Raw genomic sequence first — 22,974 nt, 5'->3', positions numbered from 1 at the left:
CGGGGCGGGGGTGGCCGCCCGCAGCGGCTGGCGCGTCCGCACCCCACATCCCATCCAAGGAACCCGTTCCGCGCCAGTCCGAGGACGGACACCCCCGACCCGGCCCCGACCCACCCACCGACCGCAGGCGCTACCCCAGCCCCCACCGAACCGAAAGCTGCGCCGCAGGCATCCACCCACCGGACCGCACCCCGCACCGCAGGCGCAAGACCCACGCCCCCACCGGCCCGAACGCCGCACCGCAGGGGCTAAGACCCGCCCCCCACCGGCCCCGCGCGGTCCAGTAGGCCCGTTCGGGCGGCCAGGGCCGCTGCCTCCAGGCGGGAGCCCACGCCCAGTTTCATCAGGACCCGCTGGACATGCGTCCGGGCCGTGGACGGTGCGATGCCCATACCCGCCGCGATCAGCCGGGTGTCCTCCCCGTCGGCGACCCGCACCAGCACCTCCACCTCCCGAGGCGTCAGCATCTGCAACAACCGCGCACCCTCGTCATCCGGCTGCGCCGCAGGATTCAGCAGCTCCCCGAACGCCCCCTGCAACAACTGCGGCGCCACCGCCGCCTCCCCCGCCCGCGCCTTCATGATCGCCCGCTCGACCCCCTCGATGCGCTCGTCGTGCCGCACGTACCCCGACGCCCCCGCCGCGAACGCCGCCGCGATACCCCGCGGTGACGGCACCGGCCCCAGCACGACCACCGCCACCTGCGGCCGCTCCCGCTTGATCTTCACCACCGGATCAAAGGCCCCCGCCTCCGCCGGCGCCGCCGTCCCCAGCAGACACACCTCGGGCGCCCTGCTGATCACCAGATCCGCCGCCCCGGAGGCCGGCGCCGCAGCCGCCAGCACCCGGTGCCCCCGCAGCTTCAACGCCGAGGCCAGCGCCTCGGCGAGCAACCGGTGGTCGTCGACCACCATCAGCCGCACTCCCATCGAACAACCAACCCCCCATAACAACGCACCCCCGGATGCCCCCGGAAGCTACACGCTTGTTCGACATCGCGCTCCCCCTACCGGCGAGAATCGCCCCGGATCACCGAAATTCTCGCATTCGACGGTGATGAGCACATGATGCGCGATACGCCCGCGGCCCCGTCCCTGACCAGGGACGGGGCCGCGAAAAGCAAGAATCCGAACGATCAGCTCGTACCGAAAGCGATCACGAGATACTCCTTCTCGTCCGAAGCCGACGAGAAATCACTGGCGAACACCTCGGACATGTACAGACTGCCCTGCGAGAACAGGATCTCCGCGGAATCCGGCGACATCCGCGCCTCCACGTCCCGCACGGTCTCCGTCGCCGGGTTCTCCATCAGCGTCGTCTGCTTGAAGGTCCCCCCGTCGATGCTGACGATCTGCCCGCCCTTGTCGTACGGCGGACGCTTGTACGCCAGGATGTTGCCGCCGTCCATCCGCAGCGGAGTGATCGTGTAGTCCTCACCCGCGTCGGCCCGCTGACCGGTCTGCTTGCCGGTCGCCAGGTCGAAGGCGACGATCTCGTTGGTCTGGCTGTACGACTCCCCGGCGCCCTCGTGCTCCTCGGTGGCGATGTACAGCTTGTCGTCGCCGACCGCCAGCCCGCTGCACTTCTCGAGCTTGTAGATGCCGTCGCAGCGGGCCGCGAACTCGTCGCCCGGCGCGGAGATGCGCGCACGCAGCTTGCCGGTCTTGTTGTCGATGGAGAAGAAGTCCGAGATCCCGCTGCCGTCACCCGCGGACTCGTTGACGTCGGCCGCCACGATCAGCGGGTCGGTGGAGACGACGGCGGCGTACTCGATGCCCTCGTCCATCTTGTACTCGGCGATCACCTTCCCGCTCTTCGGGTCGATGTTCTGGATGTGCAGCTGCCGCTGCTCGTACGAGCCGCACTTGCGCACCGCGACGAGCTTCTCGCCGCCGCCGTACCCGGAGTCGTAGCAGGAGTCGGACGTCTTGGGCGCCCACAGCTGCTTACCGGAGGCGATCTCCCAGGCGGCGCCGCCGCTGGTGCTGCCCGCCGCGACGGTACCACCGCTGATCGTGACGTTGTTGAAGCTGATCGGCATGGTGCCGGACTTGGCGGTCTTGGTCCACAGCTCCTTGCCCGCCTCCAGGTCGATCACCGCGATCTGCGTGCAGGCCTGCGGGTTCCCCTTGGTCGGCATGGCGGGCTTGAAGGTGATCGCCGTCTTGTTGTCCTCGGTGACGCGGTTGGTGGCCTCGCACACCGGTCCGGGCAGGTCGATCGTCCACTTCTCGGTGCCCTTGGCGCGGTCGTAGCCGACGATCTCGGCGATGCCGCTCTTGGCGTACACCGTGTCGGTCAGCCAGGAACCGGAGGTGGAGATGCTCGTGACGTCCTTGGGGACCTTGGGTGAGGGCACCTGGAACAGCACCTTGGAGTTGGTGTCGGCCGGCGCCTTCTCCTTCGCTTCGGAGGAGCTGTCCCCTCCGCCTCCGCCGCCACCGTTCGTCTTGTTCTTGCCGTCACCGGAATTCGCGGTGGTCTCCTTGTCGTCGTCCTTGCCGGACGAGGACGCGTACCAGACACCGCCACCGACGATCAGTGCGATGGCCACGACCGCCGAGACGATGATGGCGGCCTGCGCGTTGAACTTCTTCCCGCCACCCCCCGGCTGCGGCTGCATCGGCATGGTCGGCGGCTGCGGATACCCGTACCCGGGCTGTTGCCCATAACCGGGCTGCCCATACGGCCCCGGCTGCTGAGGCTGCCCGTACGCCCCCGGCTGCTGCTGCCCCGGATACCCGTACCCGGCGGCCGGCGGCTGCTGCGGATACCCGTACCCGGGCCCCTGCGGAGCAGCCGGAGGAGCCGCCGGGGTCTGCGGGGCGGCCGGAGGAGCCGCCGGAGTCTGCGGGGCCTGCGGGGCCTGCGGGGCCTGCGGATACCCGTACCCAGGCTCCGGAGCCTTGTTGAGATCGGGCCCACCAGGAGTGGACGGCGGCTGCGGCGGCCCGAACCCCGGCTGCTGCGGGGGCTGGTTGGGCGGCGGAGGCGGCTGGGTCATGACGTGAGTACCTCGAAGAAAAGGGAACGGCGGACGACGGACGACGGGCGACGGACTGCGGGAAGGAGACGAACCGCGACTCTCACTTGCCGTAGGCGAGCATCAACTTCTCCTTCGAGTCGTCATTGCCGGTCAGCCGTGTGGTCGAGATGTAGAAGCGTCCGTCGACCCAGTCGATCGACTTGCTGAAGAAGCTGTTCTCGATGTCCGCGACGCCCTGCGGGTTCCGCATCAGTCCGGCCGGCTTGTGGTCGCTGCCGCCGACGGGGACGGCCACGACCTGCCCGCCCGCGTCGTACGACGGCTCGACGTAGGCGATGAGCTTGCCGCCCTCGATCTTCATGGGCTGCATGGACTCCTCGGCGGGGGACTTGACCCGCCACCGCTCCTTGCCGTTGTCGAGGCTGATGGCGACGATCTCGTTGGCCCCGGTGGTCGCCTCGGTGGGCAGGTAGAGGGTGTTCCCGTCGACGACGACGCCTTCACATCCCTGGAGGTCGCGCGCGAGGATGGCCCAGCCGCAGCCGGGGGCGAAGTCCTCGTCGATGGTGACCTCGGAGCGGAACTTGCCGCTGCCGCCGGTGAAGACGGATATGTTCCAGGCCTTCTTCTCCTCGTTGGTGCTGTAGACGACCACCGGGTCGACGGAGTAGGTGCGCTCGATGCGCCACCCCTTGTCGAACTTCTGGGTCCACTTCACCTTGCCGGTCTTCGGGTCGAGCTCCCGGAGCTCGTCGTGCTCGTTGGTGCCGCCGGCGCCGCAGGACGCGACCTGGAGCAGCCGCTCACCGCCCGCGAAGGCGGCGGGGAAGCAGGGGGCGTCGCCGTACTTCTTCGCGTCGAACAGCTTCTTGCCGCTGGTCACGTCGTACGCCGTGCCGGACTGCGAGCGGCCCACCATCAGCGTGTTGCCGGTGAGGGACATCTCGATGGAGAGCGAGGAGTCGAACAGCGCGCCGTCGGCGACCTCCTGCTTCCAGCCCTTCTCGCCGGTGTTGAGGTCGACGAGCTGGAGCTGGTTGCACTCGGCGCTGTCGTTCTTGCCGCTCTTGTAGGCGATGACGACCTTGTCGTCGGCCGTCTTCTCCTGTGTGACCGCGCAGATCTCCTGCGGGAAGGCGATGGTGTCCCAGGTGGGATCGCCGTCACCGACGTTGTAGGCGAAGAGCTCCTTGTAGGCGGCCTTCACGGCCGTCTTGTCGGTGACCCACATGCCGGGGGCGTCGGCGCCGGAACCGGGCGCGTCGGGCGCCTCCTTGTACCAGAGCACCTTGGACTCACCGGCCTTGCGGCCCTCGTTGAGGTTCTCCGGGTCCTCGCCGCCGTCGCCGCTGCCGTCGCCCGGGTTGACCGGGGCGCCGGAGGAGCCGCCCGGCTCGGGGTCGTCGGTCTGCTTGGCGACGGGCTTCTTGTCCTTCTTGCCGTCGTCACCGGAGACGGCCCACACGGTGCCGCCGATCACCAGCAGCGCGGCCACCGCGGCGCCGATGATCATGGCGGGCTTGCCCTTGAAGGGGCTCCGGGAGCCGGGCCCGCCGGGCGGCGGCGTACCGGGCGCCCCGGGGAACTGCGGCTGCGGCGGGTATCCGTACCCGGGCTGCTGCCCGTACGGCCCCGGCTGCTGCGGCTGTCCGTAGGGCCCGGAGGCGTACGGCCCGGAGTTGTACGGCCCGGAGTTGTACGGCCCCGGCTGCTGCGGATACCCGTATCCGGGCTGCGGCGCACCGGCCGGCGGCCCCTGCGGAGGCGAAGGGGGCGTCTGCGGAGCCCCGAAGCCACCCCCCGGCGGCGGATCCTGCGGCGCTCCGAAGCCTCCCTGCGGCGGCTGGTTCGGCGGCTGCGTCATCAGCGCGTTCCCCCTTGCTCACTGATTTTTAGCCACGCCCTGAGGTGCGCGATGAACCCAGAGCCGTATTCAGACGTTTCTCAGACTGGGCCCTTTCTATCACCCGGTACGGACACGCCACCGGGCCGTATCCGCCCCTGTTCCCAAGGGAGGACCGGCCCGTGATGCCCCTGTTACGCGCCTTCACGCCCCCTTCACGCCACACGCGCCCCCGCGCGCGGACGGGCGGGACGGCTCAGGCGTCCTCCGCCAGTTCCAGCCAGCGCAGCTCCAGCTCGTCCCGCTGTCCGGCCAGTTCCCGCAGCTCGGCGTCGAGTTCGGCGACCTTCGCGAAGTCGGTGGCGTGCTCGGCGATGGCGGCGTGCAGCTTGGTCTCCTTCTCGGAGACCTTGTCGAGCTGCCGCTCGATCTTCTGCAGCTCCTTCTTGGCGGCGCGCTGGTCGGCGGCGCTCTTCTCCGGCGCGGAACCCTGAGACACCGCGGCCGGTACGGAGGCCGCAGCGGCGGCGGCCTCCTCCATCCGCTTGCGGCGCTCCAGGTACTCGTCGATCCCGCGCGGCAGCATCCGCAGGGTGCCGTCGCCGAGGAGGGCGAACACGCGGTCGGTGGTGCGCTCGACGAAGAACCGGTCGTGGGAGATGACGATCATCGAGCCGGGCCAGCCGTCGAGGACGTCCTCGAGCTGGGTGAGGGTCTCGATGTCGAGGTCGTTGGTGGGCTCGTCGAGGAAGAGGACGTTGGGCTCGTCCATCAGCAGCCGCAGCAGTTGCAGCCGCCGCCGCTCACCGCCCGACAGATCGCCGACCGGCGTCCACTGCTTCTCCTTGTTGAACCCGAAGGTCTCGCAGAGCTGCCCGGCGGTCATCTCGCGCCCCTTGCCGAGGTCGACGCGCTCGCGCACCTGCTGCACGGCCTGGAGCACCCGCCAGGTGGGGTCGAGCTCGGCGACCTCCTGGGAGAGATAGGCGAGCTTGACCGTCTTGCCGACGCGGACCTGACCGCCCGCGGGCTGCACCTCCCCCTCGCTCCGGGCGGCCTCCGCCAGCGCCCGCAGCAGGGACGTCTTGCCCGCGCCGTTGACCCCGACCAGACCGATGCGGTCCCCGGGCCCGAGCTGCCAGGTGACGTGCTTGAGCAGCACCTTGGGCCCGGCCTGGACGGTGACGTCCTCCAGGTCGAACACCGTCTTGCCGAGCCGCGAGGAGGCGAACTTCATCAGCTCGCTGCTGTCGCGGGGCGGCGGCACGTCCTTGATCAGCTCATTCGCGGCCTCGACCCGGAACCGCGGCTTGGAGGTCCGGGCGGGGGCGCCGCGCCGCAGCCAGGCCAGCTCCTTGCGGACCAGGTTCTGCCGCTTGACCTCCTCGGTGGCGGCGATGCGCTCACGCTCCGCGCGGGCGAAGACGTAGTCGGAGTAGCCGCCCTCGTACTCGTACACGTCACCGCGCTGCACGTCCCACATGCGGGTGCAGACCTGGTCCAGGAACCAGCGGTCGTGGGTGACGCAGACGAGCGCGGACCGCCGCGCCCGCAGATGCTGGGCGAGCCAGGCGATGCCCTCGACGTCGAGGTGGTTGGTCGGCTCGTCGAGGACGATCAGGTCCTGCTCCTCGATGAGCAGCTTGGCGAGCGCGATCCGGCGCCGCTCACCACCGGACAGCGGCCCGATGACCGTGTCGAGTCCCTTGGGGAACCCCGGCAGGTCCAGCCCGCCGAACAGCCCGGTCAGTACGTCCCTGACCTTGGCGTTCCCGGCCCACTCGTGGTCGGCCATGTCCCCGATGACCTCGTGCCGCACGGTGGCGGCCGGGTCGAGCGAGTCGTGCTGGGTGAGCACCCCGAGCCGCAGCCCGCCGGAGTGCGTCACCCGCCCGGTGTCGGCCTCCTCCAGCCGGGCCAGCATCCGGATGAGCGTGGTCTTGCCGTCCCCGTTCCTCCCCACGACCCCGATCCGGTCCCCCTCGGAGACGCCGAGGGAAATCCCGTCGAGCAGCGCACGCGTCCCGTACACCTTGCTGACGTTCTCGACATTGACCAGATTGACGGCCATTTCTCTCCTGCCCGGTGGGTCGATCAGCTTTCAAGCGTAGGCCCTGACGGAACGCGCCCGGGACGTGAGGAGCCGGTCCCTCTTGGACCGGCGAACCTTCCGGGGCACGGTCGGGACGCGGCCCCGATCCTCAGACGACCGTCGCCCCCGGCGCCGGCCCCGCCGCCCTGCGCACCGTGCGGCAGGTGCCGGAAGCCCTCAGGGCTCCCGCGATCACGTCAGCCGACTCCGCGTCCCGGGCGAGGAACGCCGTGGTCGGTCCCGAGCCCGAGACCAGGGTGGCCAGTGCCCCCGCCGCCCGCCCCGCCGCGAGCGTGTCCGCCAGTTCCGGGAACAGCGACAGCGCCGCCGGCTGAAGATCATTGGAGTCGGAGACGGCGGCGGCGAGCGCGTCGACGTCCCCCTTGGCCAGGGCGTCGAGCAGTTCCTGCGAGGCCACGGGCTCGGGGATCTCCCGTCCCTCCCCCAGCCGGTCGAACTCCCGGAACACCGCCGGTGTCGACAGCCCCCGCGAGGCCATCGCGAACACCCAGTGGAAGCTTCCCCCGACCTCCAGCTCCGTCAGCTTCTCGCCCCGTCCGGTACCGAGCGCCGCCCCTCCCACCAGGCTGAACGGCACATCGCTGCCCAGCCCGGCGCAGATGTCGAGGAGCTCCTCGCGCGAGGCACCCGTCCCCCACAGCGCGTCGCACGCCAGCAGGGCACCCGCACCGTCCGCGCTGCCGCCCGCCATGCCCCCGGCGACGGGGATGTCCTTGGCGATGTGGATGTGGACGTCCGCGTCCCGGCCGTACCGCTCGGCGAGCACCAGGGCGGCACGGGCGGCGAGGTTCGTACGGTCCAGGGGGACCTGGTCGGCGTCGGGGCCGGCGCAGGTCACCCGCAGCCCGTCGGCCGCCGTGACGGTGACCTCGTCGTACAGGCCCACCGCGAGGAAGACGTTGGCCAGGTCGTGGAAGCCGTCGGGGCGGGCCGCGCCGACCGCGAGCTGGACGTTGACCTTGGCGGGGACGCGGACGGTGACGCTCACTGCTGACCCTGCTCCTTGCTCGTGGCGTGCTCGGCGATGCGCGCGAACTCCTCGACGGTCAGGGACTCCCCGCGTGCCTGCGGCGAGACCCCCGCCGCGACCAGGGCGGCCTCGGCCGCGGCCGCCGATCCCGCCCACCCGGCGAGCGCGGCCCGCAGCGTCTTGCGGCGCTGGGCGAAGGCGGCGTCGACGACGGCGAACACCTCGCGCCGGGAGGCGGTGGTCTTCAGCGGCTCCGCGCGGCGGACCAGCGAGACCAGTCCGCTGTCGACGTTGGGCGCGGGCCAGAAGACGTTCCGCCCGATGGCCCCGGCCCGCTTGACCTCCGCGTACCAGTTGGCCTTGACCGAGGGCACGCCGTACACCTTCGAGCCGGGTGCGGCGGCGAGCCGGTCGGCGACCTCCGACTGGACCATGACGAGGGTGCGCTCGATGCTGGGGAAGCTTTCGAGCATGTGCAGCAGCACCGGGACGGCCACGTTGTAGGGCAGGTTCGCGACGAGCGCGGTCGGGGCGGGTCCGGGCAGCTCGGTGACGTGCATCGCGTCGGAGTGGACCAGCGCGAACCGCTCGGCCCGCCCGGGCATGCGGGCGGCGACGGTGGCGGGCAGCGCGGCGGCGAGGACGTCGTCGATCTCGACGGCGGTGACCCGGTCGGCGGCCTCGAGCAGCGCCAGCGTGAGCGAGCCGAGCCCCGGTCCGACCTCGACGACCACGTCGTCGGGGCGGACCTCGGCGGTGCGCACGATACGGCGGACCGTGTTGGCGTCGATGACGAAGTTCTGGCCGCGCTGCTTGGTGGGCCGTACGCCGAGGGCGGCCGCCAGTTCACGGATGTCGGCGGGGCCCAGGAGGGCGTCGGGGGTGGGGCTGGTCACGGGACAAGGGTACGGGGCGCGGCGACCCCGCAGGTCACGCCTGTGGATAACCGAAGGCGCGGGCCGTGTTCGCCCCGAGGGCGGCGGCGAGGGTGTCCTCGTCGATGCCCCGTACGGCCGCCATGGCCCGCACGGTCACCGGCACCAGGTACGGGGCGTTCGGCCGCCCCCGGTACGGCGCCGGCGTCAGGAACGGCGCGTCGGTCTCCACCAGGACCAGCTCCAGCGGGGCCACGGCGAGCGCGTCCCGCAGGTTCTGCGCGTTCTTGAAGGTGACGTTGCCGGCGAACGACATGTAGTACCCGGCGCCCGCGCAGATCTCCGCCATCTCGGCGTCCCCGGAGTAGCAGTGGAAGACGGTGCGCTCGGGGGCGCCCTCCTCCTTCAGCACGCGCAGGACGTCGGCGTGGGCGTCGCGGTCGTGGATGACGAGGGCCTTGCCGTGGCGCTTGGCGATCTCGATGTGGGCGCGGAAGGACCGCTCCTGCGCCTCCTTGCCCTCCGGCCCGGTGCGGAAGTAGTCGAGGCCGGTCTCGCCGACGCCCTTGACCTGGGGCAGCGCGGCCAGCCGGTCGATCTCGGCGAGCGCCTCGTCCAGTCCCGCGTCCCCGCCGGGTTCGCGGGCGCCCTGCCGGGACCAGCCGTCGGGGTCCCCGTGGACGATGCGCGGGGCCTCGTTGGGGTGCAGCGCGACCGTCGCGTGGACGGAGTCGTACGCCGCCGCGGTCTGAGCCGCCCACCGGGACCCCTTGAGGTCGCAGCCGACCTGCACGACCGTCGTCACACCCACCGACGCGGCCTTGGCGAGCCCCTCCTCCACCGTGCCGGACTGCATGTCGAGGTGGGTGTGCGAGTCCGCGACCGGCACCCGCAGGGGCTCCGGGAGCGGCGGGGCGGCGTTCTTGTCGGGGGCGTTCGAAGGCATGCCCCCGATCCTACGGAAGCGGCGCGGGCGTCAGGTCGCCCGGCGGAAGGGGTGGAGGAGGTCGGACAGATGCCAGTGGTGGCGCTTCTCGGGCGATACGGCCGCCGTCGCTCCCTCGGGCTCCCACACCGCCTCGACGGGCCCGGCGGGCGGCACCCGGCGTTCGCGGTGGGCGGCGTCCCGCGCGGAGGCGACCCGGCCCGGCCGCATGATCCGTACGACATGGCCGTCGCAGTTCTGGCACGTCGGCCGGTTCAGCGGGGAGGGGACGATCCGGCCGTCCGCCACGTACATCACGAAGTCGTGGCCGTCGGCATCGGTGTGGTGCTCTATTTCGTACGACTGTTCCCAGCCGTATCCGCATCGCATACAGGCGAAGGAGTACGACTCGTTGACCACGGCGGTGGCACCCGCCCGCAGCGCGGCCCGCCCGATGATTTCGCTCATCCCGACTCCTGTCGGTCCACTGGAGGGACGATCCCGTCCCACTCCCAGTGGACCGCTCCCGGACCGCGAGCGCAGGAGGGGAAGCCGACTATTGAGCCCGATTTGACCGTCCCTTACCGAAACCCCCCGAGCCTTTTACCGCCGCCTGGCCTCACCCCCTCAGGGGCGCGGGGCCGTGTCCGATATGCGGCTGCCGCCGCGCGGGCGCGATCAGCCACCCACGACCGTCGGTCCGCGATGCACCGTGTCCCTAACGGCGCTCCCCGGAACCGGGAGTGTCAGCGGCGTTCTTGAACGCCACCACCGCGTCGAACACCTGCCGTTTAGGAAGTCCCGCCTCCACGGCCACCGCCGCGATCGCCTCCTTGCGCCGCTCCCCCGCCTCCTCCCGCACCCGTACCCTGCGCACCAGCTCCGCCGCGTCGACTTCCTCGGCCCCCTTCTCCGGCGCCCCCTCGACCACCACCGTGATCTCCCCGCGCACGCCCTCCGCCGCCCACGCGGCCAGCTCCGCCAGCGGCCCCCGCTTGACCTCCTCGTACGTCTTGGTCAGCTCGCGGCAGACGGCGGCCCGCCGCTCCCCTCCGAACACCTCGGCCATCGCGGCGAGGGTGTCGTCGAGGCGGTGCGGGGCCTCGAAGTAGACGAGGGTGCGCCGCTCCTCGGCGACCTCGCGCAGCCGTCCCAGCCGCTCGCCGGCCTTCCGGGGCAGGAACCCCTCGAAGCAGAAGCGATCCACGGGCAGCCCGGACAGGGCGAGCGCGGTGAGCACGGCGGACGGGCCGGGCACGGCGGTGACCTTGACGTCCCGCTCGACGGCCGCGGCGACCAGCCGGTAGCCGGGGTCGGACACGGACGGCATCCCGGCGTCCGTCACCAGCAGCACGCGCGCGCCGCCCGCCAGCTCCTCGACCAGCTCGGGCGTGCGGGCGGACTCGTTGCCCTCGAAGTACGACACGACCCGTCCCTTGGGGGTGACGCCGAGCGCCTGGGTGAGGCGCCGCAGCCTCCGCGTGTCCTCGGCGGCGACGACGTCGGCGCCCGCGAGTTCCTCCGCGAGCCGGGGCGGGGCGTCGGAGATGTCGCCGATGGGGGTGCCTGCGAGTACGAGGATTCCGGTCACGCCCCCATCCTCCCAGTACGGAACGGAGCCGGGGCATACCGGTCATGCGCGGGACTCACACAGCCCTGTTCCCTACGATGGCGCGGTGACCAGTACCGCGTCCTCCACGGACACCCGGCAGGATTGGCCGCCGTACGAAGAGCGGCCGTCGTGGCAGCAGCGGCTGCGCCGTTTCGGCTACCGGGCGCCGGGCCCGGCCAGAGGCGACGCCCGCGAGGCCGGCGTCCGTGAGGGTGACGTCCGCGACCGCCTGGTGCCGCCGTACACGGAGCCGTCGAAGCGGCTGTGGGACACGCTCGGGGTGCCGCCGGTGCTCGCCGGGCACCTCGCCCGCTGGTCGGGGTGGGGCGGCCCGCTCCTGGTCACACTGCTGGCGGGGGTGCTCCGGTTCTGGAACCTGGGCAGCCCGAAGGCGGTGATATTCGACGAGACGTACTACGCCAAGGACGCGTGGGCGCTGGTCCACCGCGGGTTCGAGGTCAACTGGGACAAGAACGCCAACGATCTGATCCTCTCGGGCGGTGCCGTCCCCATCCCGACGGACGCGGCGTACGTCGTGCATCCGCCGGTCGGCAAGTACGTGATCGGACTGGGCGAGCTGATGTTCGGCTTCGACCCGTTCGGCTGGCGGTTCATGACGGCCCTGCTCGGCACGCTCTCCGTGCTGATGCTGTGCCGCATCGGCCGGCGCCTGTTCCGCTCCACCTTCCTCGGCTGTCTCGCGGGCGCGCTGATGGCGGTGGACGGGCTGCACTTCGTGATGAGCCGGACCTCGCTGCTCGACGGCGTGCTGATGTTCTTCGTGCTGGCGGCGTTCGGCTGCCTGGTGGTCGACCGGGACCGGGCGCGCGAGAAGCTCGCCGCCGCGCTGCCCGTGGACGCGGACGGCCGGGTCCGCCCGGACGCGTACGTCGCCGAGAACACCCGGATCGGCTTCCGCCCCTGGCGGCTGGCGGCGGGCCTGATGCTGGGTCTGGCGATCGGCACGAAGTGGAACGGCCTCTACATCATGGCCGCGTTCTGTGTGATGGCGGTGCTGTGGGACGTCGGCGCGCGCAGGGTCGCCGGCGCGCACCGGCCCCGCCTCGCGGTGCTGAGGCGCGACCTGGGCTGGGCGTTCCTGTCGACCGTGCCGGTGGCGGTGGTCACCTACTTCGCCTCCTGGATCGGCTGGATCCTCTCCCCGGCCGACGGCACCGGCGGCTACTACCGCGACTGGGCGGCCAAGGACGGCAAGGACAGCGACTGGTCGTGGCTGCTGCCCGACTGGTGGCGCAGCCTGTGGCACTACGAGAACCAGGTCTACGACTTCCACGTGGGCCTGTCCTCGCCGCACACCTACGAGTCCAACCCGTGGAGCTGGATCGTCACCGGCCGCCCGGTCTCCTACTTCTACGAGTCCCCGGCCCCCGGCACGAACGGCTGCCCGGTCGACGCGGGCGAGAAGTGCGCCCAGGAGGTGCTGGCGCTCGGCACCCCGATGCTGTGGTGGGCGGCCTGCTTCGCGATCCTCTACGTCCTGTGGCGCTGGCTGTTCCGCCGCGACTGGCGGGCCGGCGCGATCGCCTGCGGCATCGCGGCCGGCTACGCCCCCTGGTTCCTCTACCAGGAGCGCACGATCTTCTTCTTCTACGCCGTCGTCTTCCTCCCCTTCCTCTGCCTGGCCGTGGCGATGCTCCTGGGCGCCCTCGTCGGCCCGCCCCGCTCCACCGACACCCGCCGCGTCGCGGGCGCGACGGCGGCGGGCGTGCTGACCCTGCTGATCGCCTGGAACTTCATCTACTTCTGGCCCATCTACACCGGCACCCCGATCCCGATAGACGACTGGCGGGCGCGGATGTGGCTGGACACGTGGGTCTGAGCCGTTCCGGTCACCGCCGGTCTCTGTTCGGACAACAAACGGAAACAGCCGCCCCGGTTGTCACTCCCTGCGCATAGAGTGCTCACTCACCGGGCTTTTTGAACACGTTCATAAGGCGTGGGGGTCCGGCGGAGGGGGAGCGCCCGATGGGCAAGGGGGTCAAGGCCGCCGTCATCGGCGGTGTGTTCGCGGTGATGCTGGGCGGGGCCGGGTACGGCGCCTACAACATCGTGTCGGCCGTGAGCGGCGGCGGGGGCGGTGGTTCGAGCGCCGCGGGGACGAACGAGACCGGGCCGCCGGACGAGGGGGAGGTCGAGGAGACCACCAAGAGTTTCTTCGCGGCCTGGGAGAAGGGGGAGGCGGCGCAGGCGGCGTCGTACACGAACAACGCGCAGGAGGCCGGCGCGCTGCTGACGGCGTACGGCGACGACGCGCACATAGGCGAGGTCGGCATCACGCCCGGCAAGGCCACCGGCACCACCGTGCCCTTCACGGTGAAGGCGACCGTCACCTTCGACGGGAAGTCCGAGGAGCTGAGCTACGAGAGCGAGCTGACCGTCGTACGCGGGAAGACCACCGGGCGGGCGCTGGTCGACTGGCAGCCGTCCGTCGTCCACCCGGATCTGAGGGAGGGCGACACCCTTGTCACCGAGGAGTCCGCGCAGCCGCCCATCGAGGCGGTGGGCCGGAACGGCACGGTGCTGACGAAGGAGAAGTACCCCTCGCTCGGGCCGATCCTGGACACCCTGCGCCAGAAGTACGGCGAGAAGGCGGGCGGCACGCCCGGCGTCGAGCTGGTGATCAGACACGCCGAGGGCACCACGGGCAAGGCCGCCGCCGACACCCCGCTGCTGACCCTCGCCGAGGGCGAGCCGGGCAAGCTGCGCACCACCCTCAGCGCCACGGCGCAGGCCGCGGCCGAGAAGGCGGTGCAACAGTACGCCGAGTCATCGGTGGTGGCGGTGAAGCCGAGCACCGGTGAGGTGCTGGCGGTGGCCAACCACCGCGACGACGGGTTCAACGCGGCCTTCCAGGGCCAGGTCGCCCCCGGCTCCACCATGAAGATCATCACCGCCGCCATGCTCATCGACAACGGCGTGACCTCTATGAACGGCCCGGCGCCCTGCCCGCCCACCGCCATGCGGTGGGGCCAGACCTTCAAGAACCTCACCGGCATGGAGCCGAACGAGGGCGCCAGCCTCGCCAACAGCTTCCTGCGCTCCTGCAACACGGCCTTCATCAAGCTCATCGACGAGAAGCCGCTCAGCGACGCCTCGCTCACCCAGGAGGCGCAGGAGCGGTTCGGACTCGGCCGCAACGACTGGAAGACGGGCATCGCCTCCTTCGACGGCAGTGTTCCCACCGTCAGCGGCCCGGACCAGGCTGCGAACGCCATCGGCCAGGGCCAGGTGCAGATGAACCCGCTGAACATGGCCTCCGTGACGGCCACCGCCATCACCGGCACCTTCCGCCAGCCGTACCTGGTCTCCTCCGACCTCGACAACCGGCGGTTCGCACAGGCCAAGGGGCTCCCGGCGGACACCGCGTCCCAGCTCAAGCAGATGATGTGGCTCACCGCCACCCAGGGCACCGCCCAGGAGGCCATGTCCGGGCTCCGCGGTGACATCGGCGCGAAGACCGGTTCCGCCGAGGTCGACGGCAACGCCACCTCCGACAGCTGGTTCACCGGCTTCCGCGACGACGTCGCGGCGGCGGCCATGGTCCAGCAGGGCGGCCACGGCGGCGACGCGGCCGGGCCGATTGTCGCAGCCGTGCTACGAGCGGCCGACTGACCGCGCCGGGCACGCGGCGGGACTCTAGTGTGGTGGCCGTCGTTGGCACACGTGAGCACCACGGGGGCCACGGGGAGCCCGGCGGACAGCGGAGGAACGGGAAGCAGTGGGGAACAGAAGAAACGCCACCGAGGGGCGCAAGACACGACCCGTCGTGCTCGGCGGAGTGATCGCCGTGGTGGTCGGTGGCGTCGGGTTCGGCGCCTACGCGCTCCTCGGCGGCGGTGCCGCGGCCGAGGACGGCACGCGGACGTCGTCCGCCGCGCAGGCGGAGGACGCCAGGACCGGGCCCCTGTCCGCCGCCGAGGTCACCGGCACGGCCGAACGCTTCCTCACCGCCTGGCAGGCCGGGAAGGTGAAGGAGGCCGCCGCCGCCACCGACGACCCCGAGGCCGCGACCGCCCTGCTCACCGCCTACGCCGAGGACGCCCGCATCAAGGACGTCACCCTCACCGCCGGCACCCGCACCGGCGGCAAGGTCCCCTTCGCCGTCAAGGGCACGGTCTCGTCCGAGGACGTCGGCAAGCCGCTGGCGTACGACAGCGCGCTGACCGTCGTACGCCGGGCCGGGGACGGCGAGCCGCGGGTGGCCTGGCAGCCGGCCGTCGTGCATCCCGAGCTCAAGGACGGCGACAAGCTGGTCACCGGCGAGGCGGGCGCCCCGCCCGTCAAGGCGCTGGACCGGGACGGCAACGAGCTGACCACCGCCGCGTACCCGTCCCTGGGGTCGGTGCTGGACGGGCTGCGCGAGAAGTACGGCGAGAAGGCGGGCGGCGAGGCCGGCGTCGAGCTGCGGATCGTGCGCGGCAAGGAGTCGAAGAAGGCGGAGCTGTCAGACAAGACGCTGCTGGAGCTGAGCGAGGGCACGCCCGGCACCGTGAAGACCACGCTGAGCCCGTCCCTGCAGGCCGCCGCCGAGGCGCAGGTGGAGAAGAAGGAGCGGGCGTCGGTGGTGGTGCTGCGGCCGTCGACCGGCGAGATCCTGGCGGTGGCGAACTCCTCGCACGGTTTCAACACCGCGTTCTCGGGTTCGCTGGCCCCGGGCTCCACGATGAAGGTGATCACCGCCTCGATGCTGATCGAGAAGGGCCTCGCCTCGATGGACGAGCAGCACCCGTGCCCGAAGTACTTCACCTACGGCGGCTGGAAGTTCCAGAACGACGACAAGTTCGAGATCGAGGACGGCACGTTCAAGGCGAGCTTCGCCCGGTCCTGCAACACGGCCTTCATCAGCCAGGCGCCCGAGCTGGCGGACGACGACCTGACGAAGCAGGCCCAGCAGGTCTTCGGGCTGTCGATGAACAACTGGCAGGTCGGCGTGCCGACCTTCGACGGCTCGGTGCCGGTGCAGTCGAAAGCCCCCATGGGGGCCTCCCTGATCGGCCAGGGCGGGGTGCGGATGAACCCGCTGAACATGGCGTCGGTGTCGGCGACGGTCCAGTCGGGCGTCTTCCACCAGCCGTACCTGGTCTCCCCCGAGGTCGACGGGCGGAAGCTCGCGACGGCCTCGCGCACCATGTCGGCCGGCACGCTGGCGCAGCTCCGGGAGCTGATGTCGTACACCGCCTCCTACGGCACGGCCGCGGAGGCGATGGCCGGGGTGAGCGGGCAGAAGGGCGCGAAGACCGGGTCGGCCGAGGTCGACGGGCAGGAGAAGCCCAACGGCTGGTTCACCGCGTACCGCGGGGACCTGGCGGCCGCGGGTGTGGTCCAGAAGGCCGGTCACGGCGGTTCGACGGCCGGACCGATCGTGGCGGCCCTGCTGAAGAGCGCCGGCTGAGAGGTCGCTGAGAGGTCAGTGCGGGACGGGTTCGGCGGCGGCCGCGTAGGTCCGCCGCAGGAACCGGGTCAGGGTCTTGGTCTCGAACTGCACCACCGACACGCCCTGCGCGGTGTGGAACTCGACCACGGCCTGGACCCGGCCGCACGGCCACACCCGTATCTCGCCCCGGCCCGCGGGGGCACGCAGGCCCTGCTCCAGCAGTTCCCGCGCGACGGCCCATTCGCGGGGCGCGGCGCCCGGAAGCGACACGCGGACGCAGCGGGGATCCTGTTCGGAGTCGTAGCGCAGTACCACGGGTACCGCTCCGCGGTCCTCTTCCAGGACGTCGGTGACGATGTGGGCTCGCGCGTACTGCTCGACTACGGACATCGGTGGCCCCTTACGCTGCGTCGATCTGCACGAAAGGTGTGCAATCCGTATACCCGCCCCCCGTTCAATCGTGCACTCGATCCGGAATTCGTGCGTCCGAGAGGCGCATATCACAGCCGGGCTATGCGTGAGGTAAAACAACCGGCTCGCTCTTGCGCAACATTTGCAACAGGCCACATCATCGAGTCCGTGCACGCACCTGACGGATTCATCAACGCCCCCGTGTCCGCCGCGGTCGGAGTCGTCGCCGCCGGCGCGATCGCCGTGAGCCTGCGCGGTGCCCGCCGCGAACTCGACGAACGCACCGCGCCGCTGGCCGGACTGGTGGCGGCGTTCATCTTCGCCGTGCAGATGCTGAACTTCCCCGTCGCGGCGGGAACCAGCGGCCATCTGCTCGGCGGCGCCCTCGCCGCGATACTCGTCGGCCCCTTCACCGGGGTCCTGTGTGTCTCCGTCGTCCTGCTGATGCAGGCCGTCCTCTTCGCCGACGGCGGGCTGACCGCGCTCGGCGTGAACATCACCACCATGGCGATCACCACGGCGATCGTCGCGTACGCGCTCTTCCGCGGCCTGGTGAAGGTGCTGCCGCGCACCCGCCGCTCGGTGACCGTCGCGTCCTTCGTCGCCGCCCTGGTCTCCGTCCCGGCCTCCGCCGCCGTCTTCACGCTGCTCTACGCGATCGGCGGCACCGCCGACGTCTCCCTCGGCAAGGTCGCCACCGCCATGGTGGGCGTGCACGTCCTCATCGGCATCGGCGAGGCCGTGATCACCGCCCTGACCGTCGGCGCGGTCATCGCCGTCCGCCCGGACCTGGTGTACGGGGCGCGTGGCCTGACGCAGAAGCTCAAGCTGCGGGTGAACGGCGAGCTGGTCGACGCCCCGGACACCTCGGAGCCGGAGCCCGTCCCCGCCCGTTCCCAGCGGAAGGTCTGGATCACCGGTCTGGTCACCTCGCTGGTCCTCGCCGGGTTCGTCAGCTTCTACGCCTCCGCCGACCCGGACGGCCTGGAGAAGGTCGCCACCGACCACGGCATCGACGAGAAGGCCGAGGAGCACGCGATCGCCGGCTCCCCGCTGGCCGACTACGGCGTCGAGGACGTCGACGACGCCCGCCTCTCCGGCGGTCTGGCCGGCGTGATCGGCGTGGGCGTGACGGTCGTCGCGGGCACCGGCGTGTTCTGGGCGGTCCGCAGGCGCCGTACCGGCGAGGAAGCCGAGGCCGCCTCCCCCACCAGCACGAGCGTCTGACGTGGGAGCGGGCCACGCGCACAGGCTCTACCGGCACGGGCACTCCCCCGTGCACGCCCTGCCGCCGCACACCAAGCTCACCGCGGTCTTCGCCTTCGTCCTGGTCGTGGTCTCCACCCCGCGCGAGGCGATGTGGGCGTTCGCGGTGTACGCCGGACTGCTCGCCCTCGTCGCGTACGCCGCCCGCGTACCGGCCGGCTTCCTGCTCAAGCGGCTGCTGATCGAGGTCCCGTTCGTCGCCTTCGCCGTCCTCCTGCCGTTCGTCGCGGAGGGCGAACGGACCGACGTCCTCGGGCTGTCGCTGAGCGTGAACGGACTGTGGGGCGCGTGGAACGTGCTGGCCAAGGGCACCCTGGGCGTGGCCGCCTCGGTCCTCCTCGCCTCCACCACCGAGCTGCGCGAACTCCTGCTCGGCCTCCAGCGGCTGAAGCTCCCGCCGCTGCTGGTGCAGATCGCCTCCTTCATGGTCCGCTACGGCGACGTCATCACCGACGAGATGCGGCGCATGCGGATCGCCCGCGAGTCCCGCGGCTTCGAGGCGCGCGGGATGAGGCACTGGAGCGTGCTCGCCAAGTCGGCGGGCGCGCTGTTCATCCGCTCCTACGAACGCGGCGAGCGCGTGCACCTGGCCATGGTGAGCCGCGGTTACGCCGGTTCGATGCCGGTGATCGACGAGGTGACCGCGGACCGGACGCAGTGGTCGTACGCCCTCGCCCTCCCCTCGGCCGCCCTCGTCGTCTGTCTGCTGGGATGGACCCTGTGAGTACTGCTTCCCTCGAGGTCTCCGGCCTCGCCTTCGCCTACCCCGACGGCCACCAGGCCCTGTTCGGCGTCGACTTCTCCATCGCGCGCGGCGAGCGGGTCGCGCTGCTCGGTCCGAACGGCGCCGGCAAGACGACCCTCGTCCTCCACCTCAACGGCATCCTGACCGGCGGCACCGGCACGGTGACGGTGGCCGGCCTCGAGGTCGGCAGGCGGCACATGGCGGAGATCCGGCGCCGGGTCGGCATCGTCTTCCAGGACCCCGACGACCAGCTCTTCATGCCGACGGTGCGCGAGGACGTGGCGTTCGGTCCGGCGGCGGCCGGGCTCAAGGGGCCCGAACTGGAGGAGCGGGTGGACCGGGCGCTGGGCCTGGTCGGCATGGCGGAGTTCAAGGACCGCCCGCCGCACCACCTCTCCTTCGGCCAGCGGCGCCGGGTGGCCGTGGCGACCGTACTGGCGATGGAGCCGGAGATCCTGGTCCTGGACGAGCCGTCCTCCAACCTGGACCCCGCCTCCCGCCGCGAACTCGCCGACATCCTGCGCTCCCTGGACGTCACCGTCCTGATGGTCACGCACGACCTGCCCTACGCCCTCGAACTGTGCCCGCGCTCGCTGATCCTCAGCGACGGCGTGATCGCGGCCGACGGCACCACGGCGGACCTGCTCGCCGACGACGAGCTGATGCGCGCCCACCGCCTTGAGCTGCCGTACGGCTTCGATCCGCGCTCGGTGCCGGCAACATCGACGTAACGATCGTGCCCGGCCGCCTGCGCCCAGGAATCGCAGGCGGACCGGCACTGTTGCACGCACTGTCACAGGCGAGTGTCACAGGCGAGTGGAAGGACCGAGGGACGTGGACGTGGACGTGCACGGCACGGTGGCCGGGGGTTTCGAGCCGGTCCGGGAGGCGTTCGCGCGGAACTTCGAGGCGCTCGGGGACCGGGGCGCGGCCGTCGCCGTGTACCGGGACGGACGCAAGGTCGTCGACCTGTGGGCCGGGGTGAAGGACGTCGACGGCACGAAGCCCTGGGAGCGGGACACCGCGCAGGTCGTGCGCTCGGCGACCAAGGGCGTCGCCGCCGCCGTACTCCTGCTGCTGCACCAGCGCGGCGAGCTGGACCTGGACGCGCCGGTCGGCCACTACTGGCCGGAGTTCAAGGCGCACGGCAAGGAACGGCTGCTGGTCCGGCACGTACTGAACCACCGCGCGGGACTCCCCGTCCTGGACCACCCGCTCACCCCGGACGAGGCGGCCGACCCCGTGCGGGCCGCCGAGGCGGTCGCCGCGCAGACCCCCGCGTGGGAGCCGGGCACCGATCACGGCTATCACGCGCTGACCTACGGCTGGCTGGTCGACGAGCTGGTGCGCCGCGTGACCGGCCGGGGTTCCGGCGAGTGGATCGCGTCGGAGATCGCCGGCCCGCTGGGACTGGACCTGTGGGTGGGGCTGCCGGACGCGCAGGCCCACCGCGTGGGAACGGTCGGCAGGATCGAGGGCCCCGAGCCGTCCGGGACGCTCCGCGCCCGCCCCAAGCGCTCGGTCACCGACGCCTACGCCGACCCGTCCTCCCTCACCCGCCGCGCCTTCGCCGCGATCACCCCCTTCCCGGACCAGAACGACCCGGTGTTCCGCGCGGCGGCCCTGCCCGCCGCCAACGGGATCGCGACGGCGGACGGGCTGGCGCGCTTCTACGCGTCACTGACCGGCCCGGTCGACGGCGTACGCCTCCTCGACCCGGCCACCGTGGAACTCGCCCGCGCCGAGGAGTCGGCCGGCCCCGACCGGGTGCTGGTCGTGAACACCCGCTTCGGGCTCGGCTACATGCTGCACGGCGGCGCCTCCCCCCTCCTGGCCCCGGGCTCCTTCGGCCACCCCGGCCGCGGCGGCTCCCTCGGCTTCGCCGACCCGGAGTCGGGCATCGCCTTCGGCTACGTCACCAACGGCTTCCGCAGGACGGTGACGGCGGACCCCAGGGCCCAGGCGCTGATACGGGCGGTACGTCAGGCCCTGACGGCCTAGACGTGGATCGGGTGCGAGATGCGGCCCGACGCGTCGTCGATCTCGCCGTGCGCCTTGGTCAGCATCTGCATGGCGAGTTCGTTCAGCGCGCGTGCGCCGGCGATCTCCTCCCCGACCCGTGGCTGATTGGAGTCGGTGTGGTGCCGGTTCGCGTGGCCGTGGGCCCGCACCTCGGTCCCGTCGGGCAGCCGGACCAGCGCGGCGGCGCGCGTCTGCCGGTCGTCCTCCTCGAACTCCAGGTCCACGTGCCATCCCACTGCGGTGTGCATCATGAGGATCACCTCCGGAATTCCTCTCATTCCAGGGTGCCCCTCGTACCGCGCCCGCGCACCCGCCCGTACGGCGGCGCACGCCGCGCTATCCCGCGCGGAGCATCAGCCCGATCCCGACGACCAGCAGCCCGGCCGCGGCGATCCGCGGGGCACCGAACCGCTCCTTGAAGAACAGCGCCCCGATGGCCGCGCCCACGATGATCGACGACTCCCGCAGGGCCGCGACGGGGGCGAGGGCCGCGCGGGTCTGGGCCCACAGGACGAGCGCGTACGCGGCGACGGACAGCGCGGCGCCGAGCAGCCCGAGACCCGCGTGCGGACGGAGCCGGGCGCCCGTCTCCCGCCGCCAGCGCCAGAGGGCGTACGCCGGGATCACCGCGCCCTGGACCGCCATCAGCCAGGCGATGTAGCCGGACGACGACCCCGAGGCCCTTACGCCGAGCCCGTCGACGACGGTGTACACGGCGATGGTCAGGCCGGTCGCCAGGGCCGCCCCGATCGCCGCCCAGTCGGGCCGGCGCCCGCGCAGTCCCCACAGGGCGACGCCGGTCAGGCCCGCGCAGGACAGGGCGATCCCGGCGGCGGCCCAGCCGTCGGGCACCTCGTGCGCGAACACGGCGGCGAGGACGGTGACCACCAGGGGCGCGCTGCCCCGGGCGATGGGGTACGCCTGGCCGAAGTCGCCCAGCCGGAAGGACTTCATCAGCAGCGCGTAATAGGCCATGTGGATCGCGGCCGAGCAGAACAGGTAGGGCCACGCCCCGGCCGCCGGGAGCGGCACGAACGGCACCGCCGCCAGCCCGATCAGCAGTCCGCCGCCGGAGATCAGCGTGAACCCGACGAGCTTGTCGGTGATCCGGTGCGCGATGGCGTTCCAACTGGCGTGGGTGACCGCGGCGAGCAGGACGGCCGCGGTGACCAGGGGGGTCACGGGGTGCGCTCGCGCACGTCACCCCGGGGCACCCGAGAGTACCGACGACAATGATCCGGTGTGTACACATGGGACACCGTGTACCTTTGGTGCATGACGCAGATGCCCATGGAGTCCATCCGTGACGTGCGCGCCCACCTGGCCGAGGTGGTCGAGCGGGCCGACCGTGACGACACGCCCACGGTCATCACCCGGCGTGGCAGGCAGGTGGCCGCGGTCGTGTCGATAGAGGTCCTCCGCAAGTACCAGGAATGGGAAGAGCGCGAGATCAACCGGCTCATCGACGAGCGCATGGCGAATCCGGTGGTCGGCATCCCGATCGAGGACGTCATGAGGGAAACGCTGGAGCGCGGTGAGTAACACATATCGCACCGTCTTCCGGCCGGAGGCTCAGGCGGAGCTGCGCAAGATCCCCCGGGACATGGCGCTCCGGATCCTGGTCAAACTGACGGAACTGGAGACCGACCCGCTCGGCTTCAACACCACGGCGCTCGTCTCCCAGCCCGACCGGCGCCGGCTCCGTGTCGGCGATTACCGCGTCATCTACACGGTCGACAACGGGGAGTTGGTGGTCTGGGCCGTTCACGTCGGACATCGCTCCACGGTATACGGCACCTGACACGGAGTCC

General features: G+C 71.5%; 21 protein-coding genes. 9 read left to right on the top strand and 12 right to left on the bottom strand.

Annotated features, from left to right (window positions below; all coding sequences use genetic code 11):
- Nucleotides 1-248: 248 nt before the first annotated feature.
- The 9 genes from AMK33_RS29640 to rsmI all read right to left on the bottom strand — a co-directional run bounded on the left by AMK33_RS29640 (nt 249) and on the right by rsmI (nt 11,303).
- Nucleotides 249-929 (bottom strand): helix-turn-helix transcriptional regulator, encoded by a 681-nt coding sequence (locus tag AMK33_RS29640; protein WP_073936056.1) that lies wholly within the window; start codon nt 927-929, stop codon nt 249-251.
- A gap of 206 nt (nt 930-1,135) precedes the next feature.
- Entirely contained in the window at nt 1,136-3,004 is a 1,869-nt protein-coding gene (locus tag AMK33_RS29635) for an outer membrane protein assembly factor BamB family protein (RefSeq protein ID WP_073936055.1), read from the bottom strand.
- A gap of 82 nt (nt 3,005-3,086) precedes the next feature.
- On the bottom strand, nt 3,087-4,850 hold the full coding sequence (locus AMK33_RS29630; RefSeq protein WP_073936054.1) for an outer membrane protein assembly factor BamB family protein: 1,764 nt from the start codon (nt 4,848-4,850) through the stop codon (nt 3,087-3,089).
- A 235-nt stretch (nt 4,851-5,085) separates the two neighbouring features.
- A complete protein-coding gene (locus AMK33_RS29625; protein ID WP_073936053.1) occupies nt 5,086-6,900 on the bottom strand; it encodes an ABC-F family ATP-binding cassette domain-containing protein in 1,815 nt (604 codons plus the stop codon).
- A 130-nt stretch (nt 6,901-7,030) separates the two neighbouring features.
- A complete protein-coding gene (locus AMK33_RS29620; protein WP_073936052.1) occupies nt 7,031-7,930 on the bottom strand; it encodes a 4-(cytidine 5'-diphospho)-2-C-methyl-D-erythritol kinase in 900 nt (299 codons plus the stop codon).
- A complete protein-coding gene (gene rsmA, locus AMK33_RS29615; RefSeq protein ID WP_073936051.1) occupies nt 7,927-8,808 on the bottom strand; it encodes a 16S rRNA (adenine(1518)-N(6)/adenine(1519)-N(6))-dimethyltransferase RsmA in 882 nt (293 codons plus the stop codon). The genes AMK33_RS29620 and rsmA overlap by 4 nt, the downstream gene beginning before the upstream one ends.
- A gap of 34 nt (nt 8,809-8,842) precedes the next feature.
- Nucleotides 8,843-9,733 carry a TatD family hydrolase gene (locus AMK33_RS29610; protein WP_073936050.1) on the bottom strand — a complete coding sequence of 297 codons (891 nt, stop codon included), beginning with the start codon at nt 9,731-9,733 and terminating at the stop codon, nt 8,843-8,845.
- Nucleotides 9,734-9,763: 30 nt separating this feature from the next.
- The gene (locus tag AMK33_RS29605) at nt 9,764-10,180 is read right to left on the bottom strand and encodes a hypothetical protein (RefSeq protein WP_073936049.1); all 417 of its coding nucleotides are present in this window, start codon (nt 10,178-10,180) and stop codon (nt 9,764-9,766) included.
- Between the two features lie 250 nt (nt 10,181-10,430).
- Nucleotides 10,431-11,303, bottom strand: coding sequence for a 16S rRNA (cytidine(1402)-2'-O)-methyltransferase (gene rsmI / locus AMK33_RS29600; protein WP_073936048.1), 873 nt, complete (start codon nt 11,301-11,303; stop codon nt 10,431-10,433).
- A gap of 85 nt (nt 11,304-11,388) precedes the next feature.
- On the opposite strand from rsmI, the gene AMK33_RS29595 reads away from it, so the two are divergent.
- The 3 genes from AMK33_RS29595 to AMK33_RS29585 all read left to right on the top strand — a co-directional run bounded on the left by AMK33_RS29595 (nt 11,389) and on the right by AMK33_RS29585 (nt 16,737).
- Nucleotides 11,389-13,164, top strand: coding sequence for a dolichyl-phosphate-mannose--protein mannosyltransferase (locus AMK33_RS29595; RefSeq protein WP_073936047.1), 1,776 nt, complete (start codon nt 11,389-11,391; stop codon nt 13,162-13,164).
- A 146-nt stretch (nt 13,165-13,310) separates the two neighbouring features.
- Complete coding sequence (locus AMK33_RS29590; RefSeq protein ID WP_073936046.1) at nt 13,311-14,957, top strand: penicillin-binding transpeptidase domain-containing protein; 1,647 nt, start codon at nt 13,311-13,313, stop codon at nt 14,955-14,957.
- 106 nt (nt 14,958-15,063) lie between these two features.
- Nucleotides 15,064-16,737: a penicillin-binding transpeptidase domain-containing protein gene (locus AMK33_RS29585; RefSeq protein ID WP_073936045.1), complete on the top strand. Its 1,674-nt coding sequence runs from the start codon at nt 15,064-15,066 to the stop codon at nt 16,735-16,737.
- Nucleotides 16,738-16,752: 15 nt separating this feature from the next.
- Here AMK33_RS29585 and AMK33_RS29580 read toward each other — a convergent pair whose 3' ends face one another.
- Nucleotides 16,753-17,109: an SsgA family sporulation/cell division regulator gene (locus AMK33_RS29580; RefSeq protein WP_073936044.1), complete on the bottom strand. Its 357-nt coding sequence runs from the start codon at nt 17,107-17,109 to the stop codon at nt 16,753-16,755.
- Nucleotides 17,110-17,298: 189 nt separating this feature from the next.
- Here AMK33_RS29580 and AMK33_RS29575 point away from each other — a divergent pair, with 189 nt between their 5' ends.
- From AMK33_RS29575 to AMK33_RS29560, 4 genes are all read left to right on the top strand, one after another.
- Nucleotides 17,299-18,357, top strand: a complete 1,059-nt coding sequence (locus tag AMK33_RS29575) for an energy-coupling factor ABC transporter permease (RefSeq protein WP_073936043.1) — start codon at nt 17,299-17,301, stop codon at nt 18,355-18,357.
- A 1-nt stretch (nt 18,358) separates the two neighbouring features.
- Nucleotides 18,359-19,120 (top strand): cobalt ECF transporter T component CbiQ, encoded by a 762-nt coding sequence (cbiQ, locus tag AMK33_RS29570; protein ID WP_073936042.1) that lies wholly within the window; start codon nt 18,359-18,361, stop codon nt 19,118-19,120.
- A complete protein-coding gene (locus tag AMK33_RS29565; protein ID WP_073936041.1) occupies nt 19,108-19,872 on the top strand; it encodes an energy-coupling factor ABC transporter ATP-binding protein in 765 nt (254 codons plus the stop codon). The genes cbiQ and AMK33_RS29565 overlap by 13 nt, the downstream gene beginning before the upstream one ends.
- Nucleotides 19,873-19,981: 109 nt before the next feature.
- The gene (locus AMK33_RS29560; RefSeq protein WP_073936167.1) at nt 19,982-21,142 is read left to right on the top strand and encodes a serine hydrolase domain-containing protein; all 1,161 of its coding nucleotides are present in this window, start codon (nt 19,982-19,984) and stop codon (nt 21,140-21,142) included.
- Here the strand turns inward: AMK33_RS29560 and AMK33_RS29555 are convergent.
- Both AMK33_RS29555 and AMK33_RS29550 read right to left on the bottom strand, forming a co-directional pair.
- Complete coding sequence (locus tag AMK33_RS29555) at nt 21,139-21,414, bottom strand: DUF1876 domain-containing protein (protein WP_073936166.1); 276 nt, start codon at nt 21,412-21,414, stop codon at nt 21,139-21,141. The genes AMK33_RS29560 and AMK33_RS29555 overlap by 4 nt on opposite strands.
- Nucleotides 21,415-21,499: 85 nt before the next feature.
- On the bottom strand, nt 21,500-22,345 hold the full coding sequence (locus AMK33_RS29550; protein ID WP_073936040.1) for a DMT family transporter: 846 nt from the start codon (nt 22,343-22,345) through the stop codon (nt 21,500-21,502).
- 93 nt (nt 22,346-22,438) lie between these two features.
- On the opposite strand from AMK33_RS29550, the gene AMK33_RS29545 reads away from it, so the two are divergent.
- Both AMK33_RS29545 and AMK33_RS29540 read left to right on the top strand, forming a co-directional pair.
- Nucleotides 22,439-22,705 (top strand): type II toxin-antitoxin system Phd/YefM family antitoxin, encoded by a 267-nt coding sequence (locus AMK33_RS29545; protein WP_073936165.1) that lies wholly within the window; start codon nt 22,439-22,441, stop codon nt 22,703-22,705.
- Complete coding sequence (locus AMK33_RS29540) at nt 22,698-22,964, top strand: type II toxin-antitoxin system RelE family toxin (RefSeq protein WP_073936039.1); 267 nt, start codon at nt 22,698-22,700, stop codon at nt 22,962-22,964. The genes AMK33_RS29545 and AMK33_RS29540 overlap by 8 nt, the downstream gene beginning before the upstream one ends.
- Nucleotides 22,965-22,974: the final 10 nt, after the last annotated feature.

Origin of the sequence: Streptomyces sp. CB02400 (genome assembly GCF_001905725.1) — a bacterium.
Lineage (GTDB): Bacteria > Actinomycetota > Actinomycetes > Streptomycetales > Streptomycetaceae > Streptomyces > Streptomyces atrovirens.
Note: the sequence above shows the minus strand (reverse complement) of the source record. Positions and strands in the feature narration are given on the sequence as shown.

Excerpts from the sequence above, each read along its gene's own strand:
- AMK33_RS29640 (WP_073936056.1), bottom strand. The coding sequence starts at position 929 with ATGGGAGTGCGGCTGATGGTGGTCGACGACCACCGGTTGCTCGCCGAG.
- AMK33_RS29635 (WP_073936055.1), bottom strand. The coding sequence starts at position 3,004 with ATGACCCAGCCGCCTCCGCCGCCCAACCAGCCCCCGCAGCAGCCGGGG.
- AMK33_RS29630 (WP_073936054.1), bottom strand. The coding sequence starts at position 4,850 with ATGACGCAGCCGCCGAACCAGCCGCCGCAGGGAGGCTTCGGAGCGCCG.
- AMK33_RS29625 (WP_073936053.1), bottom strand. The coding sequence starts at position 6,900 with ATGGCCGTCAATCTGGTCAATGTCGAGAACGTCAGCAAGGTGTACGGG.
- AMK33_RS29610 (WP_073936050.1), bottom strand. The coding sequence starts at position 9,733 with ATGCCTTCGAACGCCCCCGACAAGAACGCCGCCCCGCCGCTCCCGGAG.
- AMK33_RS29605 (WP_073936049.1), bottom strand. The coding sequence starts at position 10,180 with ATGAGCGAAATCATCGGGCGGGCCGCGCTGCGGGCGGGTGCCACCGCC.
- AMK33_RS29590 (WP_073936046.1), top strand. The coding sequence starts at position 13,311 with ATGGGCAAGGGGGTCAAGGCCGCCGTCATCGGCGGTGTGTTCGCGGTG.
- AMK33_RS29580 (WP_073936044.1), bottom strand. The coding sequence starts at position 17,109 with ATGTCCGTAGTCGAGCAGTACGCGCGAGCCCACATCGTCACCGACGTC.
- AMK33_RS29565 (WP_073936041.1), top strand. The coding sequence starts at position 19,108 with ATGGACCCTGTGAGTACTGCTTCCCTCGAGGTCTCCGGCCTCGCCTTC.
- AMK33_RS29555 (WP_073936166.1), bottom strand. The coding sequence starts at position 21,414 with ATGATGCACACCGCAGTGGGATGGCACGTGGACCTGGAGTTCGAGGAG.
- AMK33_RS29545 (WP_073936165.1), top strand. The coding sequence starts at position 22,439 with ATGACGCAGATGCCCATGGAGTCCATCCGTGACGTGCGCGCCCACCTG.